At 63.2% G+C, this 17,395-nt stretch carries 16 protein-coding genes; 5 read left to right on the forward strand and 11 right to left on the reverse strand.

The window, feature by feature from the left end; genetic code table 11:
* Positions 1 to 130 precede the first annotated feature (130 nt).
* The 8 genes from AC5ZG5_RS26470 to AC5ZG5_RS26505 form a co-directional block, all read right to left on the reverse strand.
* A complete protein-coding gene (locus AC5ZG5_RS26470) occupies positions 131 to 1,066 on the reverse strand; it encodes a homocysteine S-methyltransferase family protein (protein ID WP_456644730.1) in 936 nt (311 codons plus the stop codon).
* 226 nt (positions 1,067 to 1,292) lie between these two features.
* Positions 1,293 to 3,050: an alkaline phosphatase gene (locus AC5ZG5_RS26475; protein ID WP_456644729.1), complete on the reverse strand. Its 1,758-nt coding sequence runs from the start codon at positions 3,048 to 3,050 to the stop codon at positions 1,293 to 1,295.
* A 192-nt stretch (positions 3,051 to 3,242) separates the two neighbouring features.
* The gene (gene argG / locus AC5ZG5_RS26480; protein ID WP_130227331.1) at positions 3,243 to 4,580 is read right to left on the reverse strand and encodes an argininosuccinate synthase; all 1,338 of its coding nucleotides are present in this window, start codon (positions 4,578 to 4,580) and stop codon (positions 3,243 to 3,245) included.
* Positions 4,581 to 4,681: 101 nt separating this feature from the next.
* Complete coding sequence (locus tag AC5ZG5_RS26485) at positions 4,682 to 5,437, reverse strand: phosphatase PAP2 family protein (protein ID WP_130227332.1); 756 nt, start codon at positions 5,435 to 5,437, stop codon at positions 4,682 to 4,684.
* Positions 5,438 to 5,616: 179 nt separating this feature from the next.
* Positions 5,617 to 6,108, reverse strand: a complete 492-nt coding sequence (locus AC5ZG5_RS26490; protein ID WP_456644728.1) for a hypothetical protein — start codon at positions 6,106 to 6,108, stop codon at positions 5,617 to 5,619.
* 142 nt (positions 6,109 to 6,250) lie between these two features.
* Positions 6,251 to 7,465 (reverse strand): dual-specificity RNA methyltransferase RlmN, encoded by a 1,215-nt coding sequence (gene rlmN / locus AC5ZG5_RS26495; protein ID WP_028165173.1) that lies wholly within the window; start codon positions 7,463 to 7,465, stop codon positions 6,251 to 6,253.
* A 65-nt stretch (positions 7,466 to 7,530) separates the two neighbouring features.
* Positions 7,531 to 8,151, reverse strand: a complete 621-nt coding sequence (locus AC5ZG5_RS26500) for an invasion associated locus B family protein (RefSeq protein ID WP_456644727.1) — start codon at positions 8,149 to 8,151, stop codon at positions 7,531 to 7,533.
* Between the two features lie 122 nt (positions 8,152 to 8,273).
* Positions 8,274 to 9,113 carry an SDR family oxidoreductase gene (locus AC5ZG5_RS26505; RefSeq protein WP_456644726.1) on the reverse strand — a complete coding sequence of 280 codons (840 nt, stop codon included), beginning with the start codon at positions 9,111 to 9,113 and terminating at the stop codon, positions 8,274 to 8,276.
* Positions 9,114 to 9,202: 89 nt separating this feature from the next.
* On the opposite strand from AC5ZG5_RS26505, the gene AC5ZG5_RS26510 reads away from it, so the two are divergent.
* From AC5ZG5_RS26510 to AC5ZG5_RS26520, 3 genes are all read left to right on the forward strand, one after another.
* Positions 9,203 to 10,177 (forward strand): NADPH:quinone oxidoreductase family protein, encoded by a 975-nt coding sequence (locus tag AC5ZG5_RS26510; RefSeq protein ID WP_456644725.1) that lies wholly within the window; start codon positions 9,203 to 9,205, stop codon positions 10,175 to 10,177.
* 353 nt (positions 10,178 to 10,530) lie between these two features.
* On the forward strand, positions 10,531 to 11,397 hold the full coding sequence (locus tag AC5ZG5_RS26515; protein WP_456644724.1) for a hypothetical protein: 867 nt from the start codon (positions 10,531 to 10,533) through the stop codon (positions 11,395 to 11,397).
* A gap of 18 nt (positions 11,398 to 11,415) precedes the next feature.
* The gene (locus AC5ZG5_RS26520; RefSeq protein WP_456644723.1) at positions 11,416 to 12,591 is read left to right on the forward strand and encodes a TAXI family TRAP transporter solute-binding subunit; all 1,176 of its coding nucleotides are present in this window, start codon (positions 11,416 to 11,418) and stop codon (positions 12,589 to 12,591) included.
* On the opposite strand, the gene AC5ZG5_RS26525 is transcribed toward AC5ZG5_RS26520, so the two are convergent.
* Both AC5ZG5_RS26525 and AC5ZG5_RS26530 read right to left on the reverse strand, forming a co-directional pair.
* Positions 12,592 to 12,975: a YkvA family protein gene (locus AC5ZG5_RS26525; RefSeq protein ID WP_456644722.1), complete on the reverse strand. Its 384-nt coding sequence runs from the start codon at positions 12,973 to 12,975 to the stop codon at positions 12,592 to 12,594.
* A gap of 111 nt (positions 12,976 to 13,086) precedes the next feature.
* Positions 13,087 to 13,386, reverse strand: a complete 300-nt coding sequence (locus tag AC5ZG5_RS26530) for a 4a-hydroxytetrahydrobiopterin dehydratase (protein ID WP_208823086.1) — start codon at positions 13,384 to 13,386, stop codon at positions 13,087 to 13,089.
* Between the two features lie 172 nt (positions 13,387 to 13,558).
* On the opposite strand from AC5ZG5_RS26530, the gene AC5ZG5_RS26535 reads away from it, so the two are divergent.
* Both AC5ZG5_RS26535 and AC5ZG5_RS26540 read left to right on the forward strand, forming a co-directional pair.
* Positions 13,559 to 15,001: a TAXI family TRAP transporter solute-binding subunit gene (locus AC5ZG5_RS26535; protein WP_165435319.1), complete on the forward strand. Its 1,443-nt coding sequence runs from the start codon at positions 13,559 to 13,561 to the stop codon at positions 14,999 to 15,001.
* 288 nt (positions 15,002 to 15,289) lie between these two features.
* Positions 15,290 to 16,837: an alkaline phosphatase D family protein gene (locus AC5ZG5_RS26540; protein ID WP_456644721.1), complete on the forward strand. Its 1,548-nt coding sequence runs from the start codon at positions 15,290 to 15,292 to the stop codon at positions 16,835 to 16,837.
* A gap of 99 nt (positions 16,838 to 16,936) precedes the next feature.
* Here the strand turns inward: AC5ZG5_RS26540 and AC5ZG5_RS26545 are convergent, their stop codons facing one another.
* Positions 16,937 to 17,317 (reverse strand): response regulator, encoded by a 381-nt coding sequence (locus AC5ZG5_RS26545; RefSeq protein WP_456644720.1) that lies wholly within the window; start codon positions 17,315 to 17,317, stop codon positions 16,937 to 16,939.
* Positions 17,318 to 17,395 lie beyond the last annotated feature (78 nt).

Raw genomic sequence — 17,395 nt, forward strand, 5'->3', positions numbered from 1 at the left:
TTTCGAACAAATGGCCGGGAGCGATCCCGGCCATTTTTGTTTCGACAGTGACCACGAACTCGCTTCAGACTTTTGATGGGTTTCGCTTCGCTCGACCCATCCTACGAGCCCGTCATTGCGGGCCACTCGGCTATATGCAGGCTTCGCAGATCGCGGCGACATGGCGATGGTCGGTGCCGCAGCAGCCGCCGAGAATGTGCATGCCGGGAAACGAGCGCCGGAGGTCGACGTAGCGGCGGCCGAGATCGGTGGGATCGCCGGCATCGAGCGTCTCGGATTCGTCGAGCTCCTGGTGGCTCTTGGCCGACGCATTGGCCCTGACGCCATGGATGCGCCCGGCCCACGTGTCGCCCGCGCTTAACGCGCCCGCGAAATGGGACGGATGCGCGCAGTTGATCAGGAAATATTCCGGCCCGTTTTGCGTGGCGTGATCGACAGCCTCGATCGCCTCACGCAGCGTTTCACCCTTCACCAGACGACCATCGGTTTCGACGGTGAAGGAGATCGCCACCGGAATACTGTGTGCCTTGGCCGCGTGGACGATGCCGATCGCTTCATCGATCCCGTTCAGCGTGAACGCCGTCACCATGTCGGCGCCGGCTTCCGCGAAGGCGGCAATCTGTGGCGCATGATAGGCTTCCGCCTCGGATGCATCCATGTTGCCGGCTTTGTAGCCATCGCCGCGCGGACCGATCGCGCCATCGATGACACAGGGCATGTTCGGCCGCTCCCAGCCGGTTCGCAGCTGGTTCAGGAACTCAATCGAACGGACGTTGATCGATGTCAGCGCAGCCGCGTCGTAGCCGAGCTTGACGCCCCAATCCGGATTGGCGCGCCAGGTTGGGCTGTCGAGCACGAAACCGGTGCCCTTCGCGCGCGCAATCGCAAGGTAGGACTCGTAGTAGCGCTTGAGGTGCTCACGACCATCCGCGGAGTCGAGCAGGACGAAAGCGGCAAAGTGCGGCAGCTCGAGGCCGTGGTGGAAGATCAGCGTCGTTTCCATGCCGCCGTCGGTCAGGAAGATGCCGCCGCGCCGCTGCGGCAGGTCGTGCCGATACCTGGCCATTGATGCCTCCGTGATAAAAAGGGGCTGTCACCGGTAGGTCGGCCAATGCCGGGTTTGGTTGGGCCGGCTGGTGCCTCATATTGTCGCGACTTCCAGATGGCTCCCGCGCGCAGAGGCGTGAGCGCAGAACCTGTCGGGATGGGCAAAAGCGTAGCGTGCCCACCTCCGAGCGAAGTGCTGATCGTGGGCACGCTTCGCTTCGCCCACGCTACAAGAGCTCGCGACGCTACGGCGCCGGTGCGGCAAGTCCCAGCGCATCGGCGATGACATGGAAGACTTCCGTGTTGTCCATCGAACCATGAACGCGTTCGCTGCCTGGGCCGGTTGCTGTCAGGATGACGTCTTCTCCCGAATGCACGCTGGCGCCGATCATCGCCGGCAGATTGCCGGGGCGTAGCACGGCTCCCGGAACGTCCTTGTATTTGTCGTTGGCTTTGAAAGTCCCAGGCTCATCGCCCTTCGCCGTCGGATCATTCGGGTTATCGAGCTTGGGGCGGAAGGTTTCGTAATGGTCCGGCAGGCTGGCCGAGAAAATCGCGAGCCGCCGGCTGACATCCACCCGTGAAGGATAGCCCTCGGCATCGGCAGCCGGATAGTTGGGGAATCCCGCCTTGTCATAGACGCCGACGCGTTCGCGGAACGGGACGTTGGGCGTGTTGGTCATGTCGTCATTGATGGTGCCGACAAGACTGTTGGGATGATTGTGGTCCGCCACCACCAGGATCAAGGTGTCATCGCCGCGGGCCTGCGCCCAGTCGCGCGCAAAACGAACGGCATTGTCGAGCATGATCGTGTCGTAGACCGCGCGCTCCATGTCCAGGAGATGAGCGTATTTGTCGATCAGTCCCGATTCCACCATCAGGAAGAAGCCGCCATCGTTCTTCGACAGCACTTTCAGCGCGGCCTGCACCTGCTCGGTCAGATCGGGCTGTTCGGGAAACTTGCCGACGCTGCCGCCTTTGAGGAACTTGCGGTCCAGGACACCGTCCATGTTGCCGGAGGCAAACAATCCCAGCAGCTTGTTCGTGTCGGGTTTCGCAGCGGCCGCATCAAGCTCGGACTTTGTCGTCACCACCTGATAGCCGGCATCGCGAAAGCGGGCGATGTAATCGATGTCGTCCTTGCGCTTTCCCGCTGCTGCTTGCGGCAGGAAATTCGCGCTGCCTCCTCCCATCAGGACATCGGGCTTGGCGGCGAAGAGCTGCGCGACGATCTCATCATAGGCGGCGCGGCGGCGGGTATGCACGACCATTGCCGCCGGTGTGGCATCCTCGACTTCGGTGTTGGTGACGATCCCGATGCCCAGACCAAGCCGCCGCTTCGCGACGCTGGTGATGGTTTCGACCTTGGGATCATCGAACGGGCTTGTGGAGCGATCAGCGTAGACACCCAACGCGTTGACGGCGGTCTTGTGACCCGTGGCGTAGGCGCTGGCCGCATTCGCCGAGTCGGTGATGATCGAATCGGAGCCGGCAGTCGCAACCAGCGCCATATGCGGCATGTCGTCGATGGCAAGCTTGCCGAGGCTTTTGCCTTCCGCAATTCCCTTGGAGAGCATACGCGCCGCAACCCGATGGGCCGGCGACAGTCCATCACCGATGAACAGGATCACGTTCTTGGCCTTGCGCGGACCGGTGTCGTAAACCGACCACACGACAGTGCGGCTGCGTGCGCCGTCAGAGACTTCCACCTTCACGCTTCCAGGCTTGGTCAATGCGACATCGCGAACGATCAGCGCCGACTGCTCCTTGCCGTCTTCGCGCTCCACGAAGGTGCCGGGCTGGCTGAACGCTGCGGAATAATCCGCGCCGTTCACCGTGACTTTCACATTCGCCGGATCAACGCGATCGGGAAACTCGACCTTGAAGTCGAAATGGGCGCCGGCGAGGATGTCGGCGCGGTCGATCGGATAGATCGTCTGGGCTAGCGTCGGCGATCCGGACAACAGGACGAGGAGAGCGGCACCGGCAAATGGCTTGATCATGATTTGCGCCCCACAATTGTTCGCCCGCGCCGTCCGGCTGCAGTACGGAGGTCACGGGCGCGCAGGCGACGAGACTAGCCGCGCCGAATGACGCGTCCATTACACATCGAGCCTGGATACCGGCGATGGATCGTCGCAGTCCGTAGCCCGGATGGAGCGCAAGCGTAGTCCGGGCTACGGAGCTCACACGCTTCAGCTCTTGTCGCTATCGAGCCTCAAGATGTTCGAGCCCTCGCCGAGCGACAGCAAGCCTGTCTCCGCGTAGAGATCCAGCTTGGTGCGGGTATCGGCGATGTCGAGGTTGCGCATTGTGAGCTGGCCGATACGGTCCGCCGGCGTGAACGCCGCATCCTCCACCTTCTCCATGCTCAGCCGCTCCGGCTGATAGCTCAGGTTCGGGCTCTCGGTGTTCAAGATCGAATAGTCGTTGCCGCGGCGCAGCTCGAGCGTCACCTCACCGGTGATGGCGCGCGCCACCCAACGCTGGGCGGTTTCGCGCAGCATGAGAGCCTGAGAATCGAACCACCGCCCCTGGTAGAGCAGCCGGCCAAGGCGCAGGCCGTTGATCCGGTACTGCTCGATGGTGTCTTCGTTGTGGATGCCGGTGATCAGGCGCTCATAGGCGATGTGCAGCAGCGCCATGCCGGGAGCTTCATAGATGCCGCGGCTCTTTGCCTCGATGATCCGGTTCTCGATCTGGTCGCTCATGCCAAGACCATGCCTGCCGCCGATGGCGTTGGCCTCGAGGAACAGCGCCACCGGGTCCGGGAAAGTCTGGCCGTTCAGCGCGACGGGCTGGCCTTCCTCGAAGCGCACGGTGACCTGTTCGGCCCTGACGACACAGTCGTCGCGCCAGAACGGCACGCCCATGATCGGATTGACGATCTTGATACCGCTTTGCAGGCTCTCGAGATCCTTGGCCTCGTGGGTTGCACCGAGGAGATTGCTGTCGGTCGAATACGCCTTCTCGGCGCTCATCTTGTAGGCGAACCCTTGCGCGGTCATGAACGCCGACATTTCCGCGCGGCCGCCGAGCTCGTCGATGAATTGCTGGTCGAGCCAGGGCTTGTAGATCTTCAGGTTCGAATTGGTCAGCAGGCCGTAGCGATAGAACCGCTCGATATCGTTGCCCTTGAAGGTGGAGCCATCACCCCAGATGTTGACCCCGTCCTCCTTCATGGCCGAGACCAGCATGGTGCCAGTCACGGCGCGACCGAGCGGGGTGGTGTTGAAATAGGTGGCGCCGCCGGTCGAGATGTGGAAGGCACCGGATTGGATCGCGGCAATGCCTTCGTGGACCAATTGCATACGGCAATCCACGAGGCGGGCTTTCTCGGCGCCGAACTCCATGGCCTTGCGCGGAATTTCGTTGTAGTCGGACTCGTCGGGCTGGCCGAGGTTCGCGGTGTAGGCAAAGACGCGCGCGCCCTTCTGTTTCATCCATAGCAGCGCTGCGCTGGTGTCGAGACCGCCCGAGAAAGCGATGCCGACTTTTTCGCCCTTGGGCAGGCTTTTCAAAATCGTACTCATGGAGCGTCCAATCGGTCGTAAAGTCGTTTGCTGTTAAGTTGCGCGAATATCAAATTTCGCGCTGATGGGCACGTGATTAATGGCGGCCTTTATGACGTCGCTCATATCGACGGCCTGGGGTCCGTCTCGCGCCGGCGCCACCGTCGCGCGAACCGGGTTAGCGCGGCATCAACCTGGGCATCCGTCACCCGCGTCGACGGCCAGCGGTAGATCAGGGCATAGGCGAGCCAGATCACCAGGTAGGTCACGATGCCGGCAATCGCGACGTCGGTGAAGAAATGCCCGCCAAAGGCCATCCGCAGGGCGCTGGTGGCGATACCGAACACGGTCGCCGCCGCAAACGCCAGGGCGCGCCATTGCGGCGGCGCCAGCGCTGCCGGCGCATAGGTCCAGAACGCAGTCGCCCCCTCGCCGGAGAAGAACGAGCAGTTGCGGCCGCAGGTGCCGCGCGGATCCCACCACGGCACGAAGCTCTTGTCGCCGGCAAACTCGGTCACCGCCACCGGTCGCGGCCGGCCCCAATAGGTCTTGAAAGTGAAGTTGGTGAGGACGCCGGCGGAGAGCAGCAGCGTCACCAGGAGAAACGTCGCGGCGCGGCCCGAGATCAGCATCGGCCGGTCGGGCCGGATCATCTTGACGACGAACGCAGCGATCGCGGGCAGCGCAAATCCCCATGCGATCCACATCGCCGCATCGCGCGCAAACGACGCGACAGCGTTCAGCTTCAGCGGAAAGGTTTTTTGCGCGGCATCGTAGAACAGCGCACCGAGCTTCAGGTCGAGTTCGGGAAACAGCCCGAACAACAGCCCGATCACGACCGCAAGCCCCAGCGCGATGAAAAGTCCGGTCCGGTTCATGGCGCGCGGTTTACCCGAGGCGGCGGGATGTGGAAACCCCGAATTCAACCGTCATTGCGGGGAGCGATAGCGACGAAGCAATCCACCTCTCCGCACGTGCAGCTGCATGGATTGCTTCGCGGAGCCTGTCGTCGGGCGGCGCTTCGCGCCGACCCGGTGGCTCGCAATGACAGCTCCATTCACGGCTGCGGCCTGGATTGTGACGGCAGTGGCGGGGGCGGCGGCAATTTGCGCGGCGGCTCGCGCCAGGCGCCGGCGGTGCGGCCCGCAATCAGCCAGTACACCAGACCCGCGACGATGCCGGCGCCGGTCATGATCTCGAGATGGCGATGCACGATGCCCTCGAACCGGAACGTATCGGGGTCGAACGGAACCAGGCCGAGATAACAGGCGGCCCCGACGATCGCGCCGCCGATCGCATAGCTCAGCGCGCCCCGGACATTGAAGGCTTCCGTGATCAGCACCACGATCAGCGCCGGCAGCAGCGCGAATCCGGAAATGAAGATGAAGCCGAAGCCGAGCACGATGTTGATGGCGTTCTGATCGATCTGACCGGTGCCGATATCGCTCAGCTCCGGATAGAGCACCGCCACGACGATGATCATGCCCGCCACCAGACAGGAGGCCAGGAAGGCGAACAGGATCAGGAAGACGCGGCCGATCAGTGCCATGGCTTCATTCCACCGTCAGACCGCACCCGCGATACGAATCTCTGCCGTCATGCCCGGGCTTCCACGCCTGCCTCGAAGCTTCGGAAAGACGTGGATGGCCGGGAGGAGCCCGGCCATGACGAGTTTCGGTGCATAGATCGTCTCAATCCGTCATCGCCATTGCGCGCAGCGCCTGGCGCTCGCGGGCGGAGAGTTTTTCGGTCTCCGATTTCAACTGGCCGCAGGCGGCGAGGATGTCGCGGCCGCGCGGGGTGCGCACCGGCGAGGAATAGCCGGCGTTGAAGATATATTCGGAGAACTTCTCGATCTGCTCCCAGTCCGAGCATTCGTAACGCGTGCCCGGCCAGGGATTGAACGGGATCAGGTTGATCTTCGCCGGAATGCCCTTCAGCAGCTTCACCAGCAGCTTGGCGTCATCGAGCGAATCATTGATGCCCTTCAGCATCACATATTCGAAGGTGATGCGCCGCGCGTTGGAGGCCCCGGGATAGTCGCGGCAGGCCTGCAGCAATTCCTGAATCGGAAATTTGCGGTTGAGCGGCACCAATTCGTTGCGCAACTCGTCGCGCACGGCATGCAGCGAGATCGCGAGCATGACGCCGATCTCCTCGCCGGTGCGGATGATGTTCGGCACCACGCCCGAGGTCGACAGCGTGATGCGGCGGCGGGAGATGCCGATGCCTTCATTATCAGCAACGATGAGCAACGCATCGCGCACCGCATCGAAATTGTAGAGCGGCTCGCCCATGCCCATCATCACGACGTTGGTGACGAGGCGGCCGCCGCTCTCGCGGTCGGCCCAATCGTTCAGCCGATCCCGCGCCACCATCACCTGGCCGACGATCTCGCCGGCCGTGAGGTTACGCACCAGGCGCTGCGTGCCAGTGTGGCAGAAGGCGCAATTCAGCGTGCAGCCGACCTGCGAGGAGACGCAGAGCGTGCCGCGGTCAGTCTCGGGGATATAGACGCATTCGACTTCATGCGGCTTCTCAAGATCGTTGCCGCTCGGCAGCCGCAACAGCCATTTGCGGGTGCCGTCGTTCGAAATCTGCTCGGCGATCACTTCAGGCCGGTCGACGGTAAAATGCTTCTCCAGCTCGCTGCGCATCTCCTTCGAGACGTTGGTCATCTCGGCAAAGCTCTTGGCGCCGCGGAAATAGATCCAGTGCCAGAGCTGCTGGGTGCGCATCTTGCGTTGCGAGGCCGGCACACCGATCTCGCCGAGCCGCTCGGCGATCTCCGTGCGCGACAGCCCGATCAGCGACGGCTTGGCCGGCGGCACATAGGTCTCGAGCGGAACTTTCTCCACGAGCGCGGTGCTGGCGCGATCGCTCTGGCTGGTGAGGGTGTCGGTCATGAAACACCAAATAGGCCTTCCAGCAGGCGCTGGAAAGGCGGGAAATGCGCGGATTTCAGGCTGAATTAGCGCCTGCAGTCCTGCGCCAGCCGATCGAGCGCCTGCGACAGGCCCTTGAGCGAGAACGTGTCCGTCGTCTCGGTGCCCTTGGCCGAGACGCCTTTCACGGTCAGGTCCGCAGCCTTGCGCATGGCTTCGACCATGCGCTCTTCTTCTGCGGCGTTCTTGATCCAGAGCCCGTCGCCCTGGGTGTACATCGCATACGACCCGCCGCCGACTTCGAGCGTCGATTCCGACCCGGGCTTCAGGGTGTAGCCGATCATGATCGAGACTTCGTTGATGACCTTTTCCGCCGGACGGGTCGAGACGAAGGCGTAGGCCGGATCGCGCGGGCGATTCGGCGGATTGGTCTTCGACGACGACGGTTTTGCCAGCGCAAAACACACCTTCTTGCCGTTCGGGGTCGCGGTATAGGCGCCCCAGGTGCCGAACTGGCCAATCAGGGTCGGTTCGGCGCCCCCGGCCGCGGCAGCCGCCGCAGCGCCCTCCGGCTTGGCCGGGGCCGCAGACTTTGCCGCGCCCTTGGTGGCCGCCTTGGGGGAAGCGCCCTGCGCCACGGCAAGGGAGGTCGTCGCGCAAAGGAGGGCGCTTGCAACCAGAGATGTCAGTATTTGCCGCACGGACAACTGGTTCCCCTATCATTGTGACTGGAAGATGGCCCAACCGGCGTCGTCCCCGGCGCGATGCAATAGCCGGAAAAGGCCTTTTTGGGAAGGTAGTTAGGGGCGTGGCGCGCGGTTCCGCCGCATTAACTTTTGGTACGCGAGGCGCGCTGCTGTTCCCATTGTGCGTCGGTCCATTGCAAGAGGTCCTCCGCCCCGGAGCTGCGCAAATGCGCCCCGCCGTCCTGCACCACCATCTCGCCATTGATGTAGCCGGCCTGGTCGGAGATCAGGAAACTTGCGAGGTTGGCGAGCTCGCCGTGCTCGCCGGGACGGCCCAGCGGGTTGCGGTGCGCCCAGCTCTCCTCGCGCCCTTCGGGCCGGAGCTGGCCGGTTGCTCCCGGCGTCGGAAATGCGCCCGGCGCGATCGCGACAGTGCGGATGCCCTTTGGCCCCCATTCCACGGCAAGGCTCTTGGTCATCGCGAGCACCGCCGACTTCGCCATCGCGGACGGCACCGTGAAGGCGCGCCCGGTGATCGTCGAGGTCGAGAGGATCGAGAGGATGACGCCTTTGTGCCCGCTCTCGATCCACCGCTTGCCGGCAGCAAGCGTGCAATACATCGTGCCGTGCAGCGTCGGCGCCAGGATCGCGTCCGCGGCACGGAATGAGAGATGCTCGGTCTGTGCAATGAAGGTTGCCGCCGCGTTGTTGACGAGTACGTCGATCGGCGCTTCCTGCCAGATCGCGTCCATCATCGCATCCACCGCCGCGCCGTCGCGGATGTCGCATGTGATTGTAGTGACCTTGGCGCCGAGATCGTCGCGCAATCTCGTCGCCGTGTGCTGCAGTAATTCCGTCCTGCGGCCACAGATGATCAGTTCGGCGCCGAGCTCGGCAAAGCGTCGTCCCATCGCTGCGCCAAGCCCGGAGCCGCCGCCGGTGACGAGGATCCGCTTGTGTGCCAGCAGGCTCTTTTCAAACATTGTTTGATCCCTCCGCGTTGTATTGTCGCCCGGCTTCAAATCCGGCATGAAGCGAGTAATCCTTCTGTGTCCGAAAATCAGGTGCATCCATGAAAGCCATTCTCTGCACGGAATATTGCCAACCCGACGATCTCGTGCTGGCTGACGTGCCCGATCCCGTGGCCGGACCGGGCGAAGCGGTGATCGCGATCAAAGCCGCGGCCCTGAATTTCTTCGACATCCTGATGATCCAGGGCAAGTACCAGATCAAGCCGCCGTTCCCGTTCTCGCCCGCGGCAGAAGTCGCTGGCGTGATCGAGAGCGTTGGTGACGGCGTTACTGATCTCAAGCCCGGCGATCGCGTGGTCGCCTCCTGCGGCCACAATGGCGCGCGCGAGAAGATCGCGCTGCCGGCGAATTCGATCGTGAAGATTCCCGACAATCTCGATTTCGATCGCGCCGCCGGGATCATCATCATCTACGGCACCGCGCTGCACGCGCTGGAAGATCGCGCGAGCCCGAAGCCGGGCGAGACGCTGGCCGTGCTGGGCGCCGCCGGCGGCACTGGGCTTGCGGCCTGCGAGCTCGGCAAGCTGATGGGCCTGAAGGTGATCGCCTGCGCTTCCTCGGACGAGAAGCTTGAGTTTGCCAGGCAGCATGGCGCCGAGCTGACGCTCAATTACGCCAAGGAAGATCTGAAAGAGGGCCTGAAGGCGCTGACCGGCGGCAAGGGCGTCGACATCATCTTCGATCCCGTCGGCGGGACCTACGCCGAAGCTGCGCTCCGCGCCATCGCCTGGGAAGGCCGCTTTCTCGTCATCGGCTTTGCCGCCGGCGACATTCCGAAGATGCCGCTCAACCTTGCGCTGCTCAAAGGCTGCGATATCCGCGGCGTGTTCTGGGGCGCGTGGACGCGGCTCAACCCCGAGAAGAACCGCAAGAACCTGCAGAAGCTCGTGGAGTGGACCGCCGAAGGAAAAATCTCTTCGCATGTCGATCGCACCTTCCCGCTGTCGCAAACGGCGGAAGCACTGAAGGTGCTCGCCGGCCGCAAGGCGATGGGCAAGGTAATCCTGCATCCATAAAGAGGCGACACGCGCGTGAGTTGTGGCGCCGTCCAGGCGCCGCGCTCTCCTATTGCGGAATTACGCGCACTTACCCCGTGACCCCAATTCATTTAACTATGTGAATTAACTGACCGGGTTAGTTCCGAATGCGGAACTTATTCCCAAAATCACCATTTTTAATTTAGTGAATAGGGCATTTTTGCCATAATCAAACCAAAATAAGTCCCAATTCGCGCAGGTCAGGGCCGTTTTTTGGGCTCATTCGCAGTGCGTAAGTTCCCGTTAGCGGGCACTCGGGGAAAGCCGACAAGAAGCAAGAGACAACCAGAGATGCCCCATGCGTTGCGTATTGTGTAACGGGAAGCGTCAAAATGGTGGATATTTCATCACGCGTCACGCCGAGACAGGCGCATGACGTAGATATCGATGATCCTGAGCTGGCAGAGTATCGCTACCAGCGGTCGTATCGATCGGATTCCGACATCGACACAGACGAGCCCGCCCCGCTGTTCCTGTCATACCCTCTCGACGAGGACAGCGGTGCGAAATATCGGCGAGGTTCTCTCGAACGTTCGCTCGGCCGCTCGTTGCTCACGAGTGGTCTTCTCATCGCTGCCGCCGCAGCCGCGGCTGTCCTGCTGGTTTCGCTGGACGTCACGCATAACATCACGGCCACCGCCAAGACGTGGCTGCTTGGCACCTCGCAGGTGCAGGCGCGAACCGTCATGGCGGCGCTCCCGCAACCCATGAGCGAGCCTGTACCGCCACCATCGACCAATTCAGGTCCGCCGTCGCGCGAGCAAATCACGGCCGCGTATCAGGAGGCGATCAAGGGCGGCCAGGCTGTGGTCCGGTCGGTGGCACCGCCAGCTGCCGCTCCACCGGCACCAGCAGCCGCTCCACCCGCGCCATCCGCCGCAGCACAAGCGGCACCGCCCGCTGCGCCGCCAGCAAGACTGCTGAGTCCCGACGAGCTCAGCGCCCTCATGAAGCGGGCGAACAGCCTGCTTGCGATCGGCGATATCGCAGCCGCACGGTTGCTGCTCGAGCGCGCCGCCGATGCGCAGGAGGCCGACGCGGCGCTGCTGCTGGCGCGGACCTACGATCCCCTGGTGCTGGGAACGAAGGATGCGCGCGCCATCACGCCCGATCCGGCTCAGGCGCGGATCTGGTACCGCCGGGCGGCCGAGCTTGGCTCGCAACACGCCCAGCAACGTCTCACACAAATGCAAGATTGAACCTTTTTGGGGTAGCACATGCTGCGATTGTTTGGAGTGGCGTTATTCGCCCTGACGATGATTTGCGGCCCGACAGTACGGGCTGAGGAAACCGAATATGATCCGGCAAAGGTCAGCGACAGCCTGAGAGCCATCTTCCAGTTCGGCTCGGCCGCCACCAAGCAGAACCTGAACGCCAACACGGTGACGCTGATCACGGGCACGATCGGCGGCACCTACGTCCAGTTCGGCGCCGACCTCGCTTCCGTGCTCGACGACGGCAACAAGTTGCGCGTACTGCCGATCGTCGGGCGCGGCTCCGTGCAGAGCGTCGCCGATATCCTGTTCCTGCAGGGCGTCGATCTTGGCATCGTCCGCGCCGACACGCTCGACTATCTCGAGCGGAAGGGTTTTGCGAAGGACATCAAGAAGCAGTTCGCCTATGTGACCAAGCTCTATAACGAAGAGATGCATGTGGTCGCACCGAAGACGATCAAGACCCTGAAGGATCTCGACGGCAGGATCGTCAGTGTCGACCTGCCCAATGGCGGCACCTTCGTCACCGCGCTGACAGTGTTCGAGCGGCTCGGGATGAAGGCGAAATTTCTCTACATCGAGCAGCGCATCGCAATGGAGAAATTGAAGGCCGGTGAAATCGACGCCGTGATCGTGACCGGCGGCAAGCCGTACAAATCCGTCAGCACATTCAACAATGACGGCCGCTTCCATCTCGTCACCGTCAACTATGACAAGCCGCTGCAGAACGACTATCTGCCGGCGACGCTCACCTCGAAGGATTATCCGAACCTGATTTCGGATCAGGAGCGCGTCGACACCATCGCCGTTCCTGCCGTGCTCGCGGCCTATAATTGGGCGCCGAACACCGAGCGCTCGCGCAAGCTGGCGCTGTTCGTGGACGCTTTCTTCACGAAATTCCCGGCCTTCCAGAATCCGCCGTTCCATCCGAAGTGGAAGGAGGTCTCGCTGGCTGCACCGGTGCCCGACTGGACCCGGCTGCCGTCGGCCAAGCAATGGCTCGAGAAGCACAGCGTGGAAGCGGTGACGCGCAGTCGCTTCGATGAGTTCCTGAAGCAATCGCCGGGCGCAGCCAAGCTGCAGACGGACGCCGACAAGGAGGCGCTGTTCAAGCAGTTCCAGGCCTGGGAAGCGGAGAACAATGCACGCGCGCAGGTGCGCACAGGCGAGAAGCGCTAGCTAGATCTCCTCGGCCGTCTCGATGCCGCGCTTCAGCGCGGCACGGGCGGCTTCGCGGTGCTCCGGCGTGATGTGGCTTGCGACCATGCGGATCGCGGTCGCCAGGATCGCAGCATCATCGGTGAAGCCGAGAACCGGCATCACGTCCGGCACGAAGTCGAACGGCAGGACGAAATAGGCGATGGCGCCAAGCAGCGCCGCCTGCACATGGCGCGGCGTCTCTTTGTCGAAGGCGCAATAATAGGCCGCCAGTAGATCTTCGGCGAAAGGCAGTTTCGCCACCACCCGCTTCAACTTGATCCAGAAACGCCGTCGCACGCTCTCGCGGTCCTGCGCCAGCCGATCGGCCGGCTCGAAACCGACAGTGTGTTCGGATGATGTCATCGGAAGAAGCTCCCTCGGACCACAGCCGCCAAACGGTCCCGCGACCCCTGACGCAAAAGGTGGGGACCTCCCGCCTGCCCTGCAAGATCATCCAAGGAGAAGTCGCCTCTCTCAGCCAGCCTGCTTGGCGATCGCCTCCATCGCCCTGGCCAATTCGATGTCGCGCGCCGTGACGCCGCCGGCGTCATGGGTTGCGAGCACCACATCGACCGTCTTGTAGACGTTCCTCCATTCCGGGTGATGGTCGCGCTTCTCCGCGATCAGCGCGACGCGCGTCATGAAGCCGAAGGCCTCGTTGAAATCCCTGAACGTGAAAGTCTTGGCGATCGCCTCACGTCCCGGCACCTCGGACCAGCCGGATAGTTCCTTCAGCGCCGATTTCCGCGCTTCCGCCGATAACCGTCCTGCCATGGCAAATCTCCACTTCACTCGTTCACACCCTAACACCGGCAGCCACCAGCGGGATCCATGCTCACGACGCGGCCGCAAAGCGCGTCCTATCGCCGCTGGTAACCATGACGGGATTGTAACCTAGCTGCTGCCGGAATTTTGTTACAATGCAAAGGATAAACGCGTCGGCGGGATGACCCAGAACCTCAAACGGCTGTTTGCGCGATCGATGACCGAGCCTGACTTCGTCGCCGCTCCAGCTTCGCCTCCGCCGCGTTCGGCGCGGCGTCGGCTGAGTTTCGTGATGATTGCCGGCGCGCTTGCCATCATCGGCGCACTGGCCGCCGGCTATTACTTCGCGATGCGGCCGGTGAACTTGAAAATCGCGGTCGGGCCCGCCAACAGTGACGACCTCAAAGTAGTCCAGGCGCTCGCCCAAGCCTACAACCAGGGCAACAGCCAAATCCGGCTGCGTCTGATGCAGACGGACGGCGCGGTAGCGAGCGCCGAGGCGCTGGCCGGCGGCAAGGCGGACCTCGCCATTATCCGCGGCGATCTGGATGTCCCCAAGAATGCGCAGGCGGTGGCGACGCTGCGCAAGAATGTCGTGGCGATCTGGGTGCCGCCGCAGGGTAAAGGCAGGGGCAGGAAAGCAGCGCCAAAAATCACCAAGATCGCGCAGCTCGCCGGCCACCGCGTCGGTGTCGTCGGCCGCACGCCCGCCAACGTCAACCTCTTGAAGGTGATCCTGCAGCAATATGGCGTCGACCCCGCCAAGGTAGAGATCGTCCAGTTTCCCGCCAATGAGACGGCCGAGACCATCAAGGGCCAGAAAGCGGACGCCTATCTCGCCGCCGGACCCGTCAACAGCAAGATCACAACCGACGCGATCGCAGCTTCGACGCGCGGCACGCCGACCTTCCTCGCGATCGACGCGGCGGAAGCGATCGCGCAGAACCATCCCGCCTATGAAGCCTCGCAAATCCCAGCCGGCTCGCTCGGCGGCGTCGACCGCCCTGCGGACGAGGTCAAGACCATCAGCTTCTCGCACCATATCGTGGCGCGCAGGGGCATTTCCGAATCGACCATCGCCATCTTCACCCGGCAGCTGTTCTCGATCCGGCAGTCGCTGAAGAACGATTTCCCGCCGGCCGCCAGGATCGAGACGCCGGACACCGACAAGGACGCCACGATTCCCGTGCACCCTGGGGCTGCGGCTTTCGTCGATGGCGACGAGAAGACCTTCCTCGACCGCTACAGCGATTACATCTGGTGGGGGCTGATGCTGGTCTCCGCAATGGGTTCGGCCGGCGCCTGGTTTGCCGGCTACCTGAAGAAGGACGAACGCAGCATCAACACCTCGCAGCGCGACCGGCTGCTCGACATGCTCGCTGCCGCGCGCCACAGCGATTCGATGGAAGAACTCGACCAGATGCAGGCCGAAGCCGACAACATCCTGCGCGAAGCGCTGACCTGTTTCGAGCACGGCGGAATCGAGCAGGGCACGCTGACCGCCTTCAACATCGCACTCGAGCAATTCCACAACGCGGTCACCGACCGCAAGCTGCTGTTGATCAGCATGCCGCAAAACCTGCAGCGCGCCAGCGCGCAATTCCGGGCGGCAGGGACCGCTTAGCCAAGGCGGCACGCAATCGGGTTCGCTTCAGTTCCCTGTTTGCGGGGCACGCGACCTCTCCTCCGTCATTCCGGGATGCGCGAAGGCGGAGGCCCGGAATCCATCGGGCCGCAAGCGACGTGGATGAATGGATTCCGGGCTCACGCTTCGCGTGCGCCGGAATGACGACCAGATGCAATTTCTCTGCGATTACGTGGAGATGGTCGGCGTAATCGCTTCGTCATAGAATCCTTCTAGGTCTGTTGCGACATTTCGGCGCATCCGGTGCCGGACCGACGGAGGCTTGCCATGACGATTAGGATTTCCCGCCGAAAGTTCCTCTCTTCAGCCGCTGTCGGCGCCGGCGTCATCGCGATGCCCCACCTCTCCCGCGCCGCCGACCGGCCGGCCGTCACCCATGGCGTGCAGTCCGGCGACGTCGGAGTTGACGGCGGCGTGGTCTGGGCGCGCGCCGACCGGCCGTCGCAGATGATGGTCGAGGTCGCGACGACCGAATCCTTCAAGGACGCGCGCGCACTGCCGCCGATCGCGGCCCTGCCCGAAAGCGATTTCACCGCCAAGATGCTCCTGGAAAACCTGCCCGCGGGCCAGGACATCTTCTACCGCGTGCGCTTCCGCGACCTCGCCCATGTCAACGTCCTCGGCGAGCCCGTAACCGGCCGCTTCCGCACCGCGCCCGCCGACCGGCGCGATGTCAGCTTTGTCTGGGGCGGCGACGTCGCCGGTCAGGGTTGGGGCATCAATCCCGACGATAACGGCATGTTCACCTTCGCCACCATGGCCAAATACAAGCCGGATTTCTTCCTGCATTCCGGCGACACCATCTATGCCGATGGCGTCATTCCGTCCGAGGTGAAACTCGCCGACGGCAAGCTCTGGAAGAACCTCACCATCCCCGAGAAGGCCAAGGTCGCCGAGACGCTCGACGAGTACCGCGCGGCGCACAAGTACAACCTGCTCGACGAGCATGTGCGCGCCTTCAATGCGGAAGTGCCGATCTTCGTGCAATGGGACGACCACGAGGTCACCAACAACTGGTCGCTGTCGAAACAGCTTCCTGCCGCCTACAAGGAGCGCGACATCAACGTGCTCGCAGCGCGCGCCGCACGCGCCTTCCACGAGATGTATCCGATGCGCGAAAGCATCGTCGAGCCGGGCCGCGTCTATCGCACGCTCAGCTACGGACCGCATCTCGACGTATTCATGCTGGACGAGCGCAGCTATCGCGGACCCAACGGGCCAAACCAGCAGACCAGCTACGGTCCCGATGCTTATTTCCTTGGCCCGGACCAACTCGCCTGGCTGAAGCGCGGACTGCTCAACTCGCGCGCCACCTGGAAGGTGATCGCCTCCGACATGCCGCTCAGCCTCATCGTCTATGACGATGCGGCCAACAGCAAAGGCTCCGAAGCGTTCGCGCAAGGAGACGGCCCGGCGCGCGGCCGCGAGCTCGAGATCGCCGAGATCCTGCGTTTCATCAAGACCGCCGGGATCGTCAACACCGTGTGGCTGACCGCCGACGTGCACTACGCCGCCGCGCACTACTACAATCCGAACAAGGCGCAGTTCCAGGACTTCGACCCGTTCTGGGAATTCGTCTCCGGCCCGCTGCATGCCGGCACTTTCGGCCCCAACGAGCTCGACAACACGTTTGGACCCGAGGTGAAGTTCATCAAGGCGCCCGGAGCCGACAAGCAGAACCTGCCGCCATCGGCGGGCATGCAGTTCTTCGGCCACGTCAAGATCGACGGCGCGACCGGACAGATGACAGTAACCTTGCGCGACCGCGCCGACGTCGCGCTGTGGTCGACCACGCTCGACCCGAAGCCGGTGTAACATCGTAACGTAGTGACGTGACGTAGCCCGGATGGAGCGCAATCCGGGACGCTCTATCCGCGAACCCAAGACCCCGGATTGCGCTGCGCTTCATCCGGGCTACGAATCTGAAACCCGCATTCGCAGCGCTGCTTCCAGCGCTTCGGTCGAGCATGGCTTGACCAGGCGCGGCTTGCCGGCCAGCGCAGCGGGAAGCTGGACGTCAGCGCCGTAGCCGGTGACGAAGAGATAGGGGATCCGTAGCGCGTCGAGCTCCTCGGCGAGCGCAAAGGTGTTCTCGCGGGCCAGCACGACATCCAGCAGCGCGAAGTCGGGCCGGCGATAGGCGATCATCTGAAGTGCTTGCGCGACACTGGTCGCTGTCCGCACCGTCTTCACCCCGAAGCCGAGGATCGTGTCCTCGAAATCGATGGCGATGATCGGGTCGTCCTCGACGATCAACACGTCGGAAGGCATGCGGCTGAAGAGGGCCGGTTTCATATGCGCGCCAGGTCCTGTTTTGAGGCATTGATCTGATGGTCCGGACATGAGCCGCCAGTCGGCACGCTGCCGGCGCCT

Source organism: Bradyrhizobium sp. Ses1 (genome assembly GCF_059512365.1).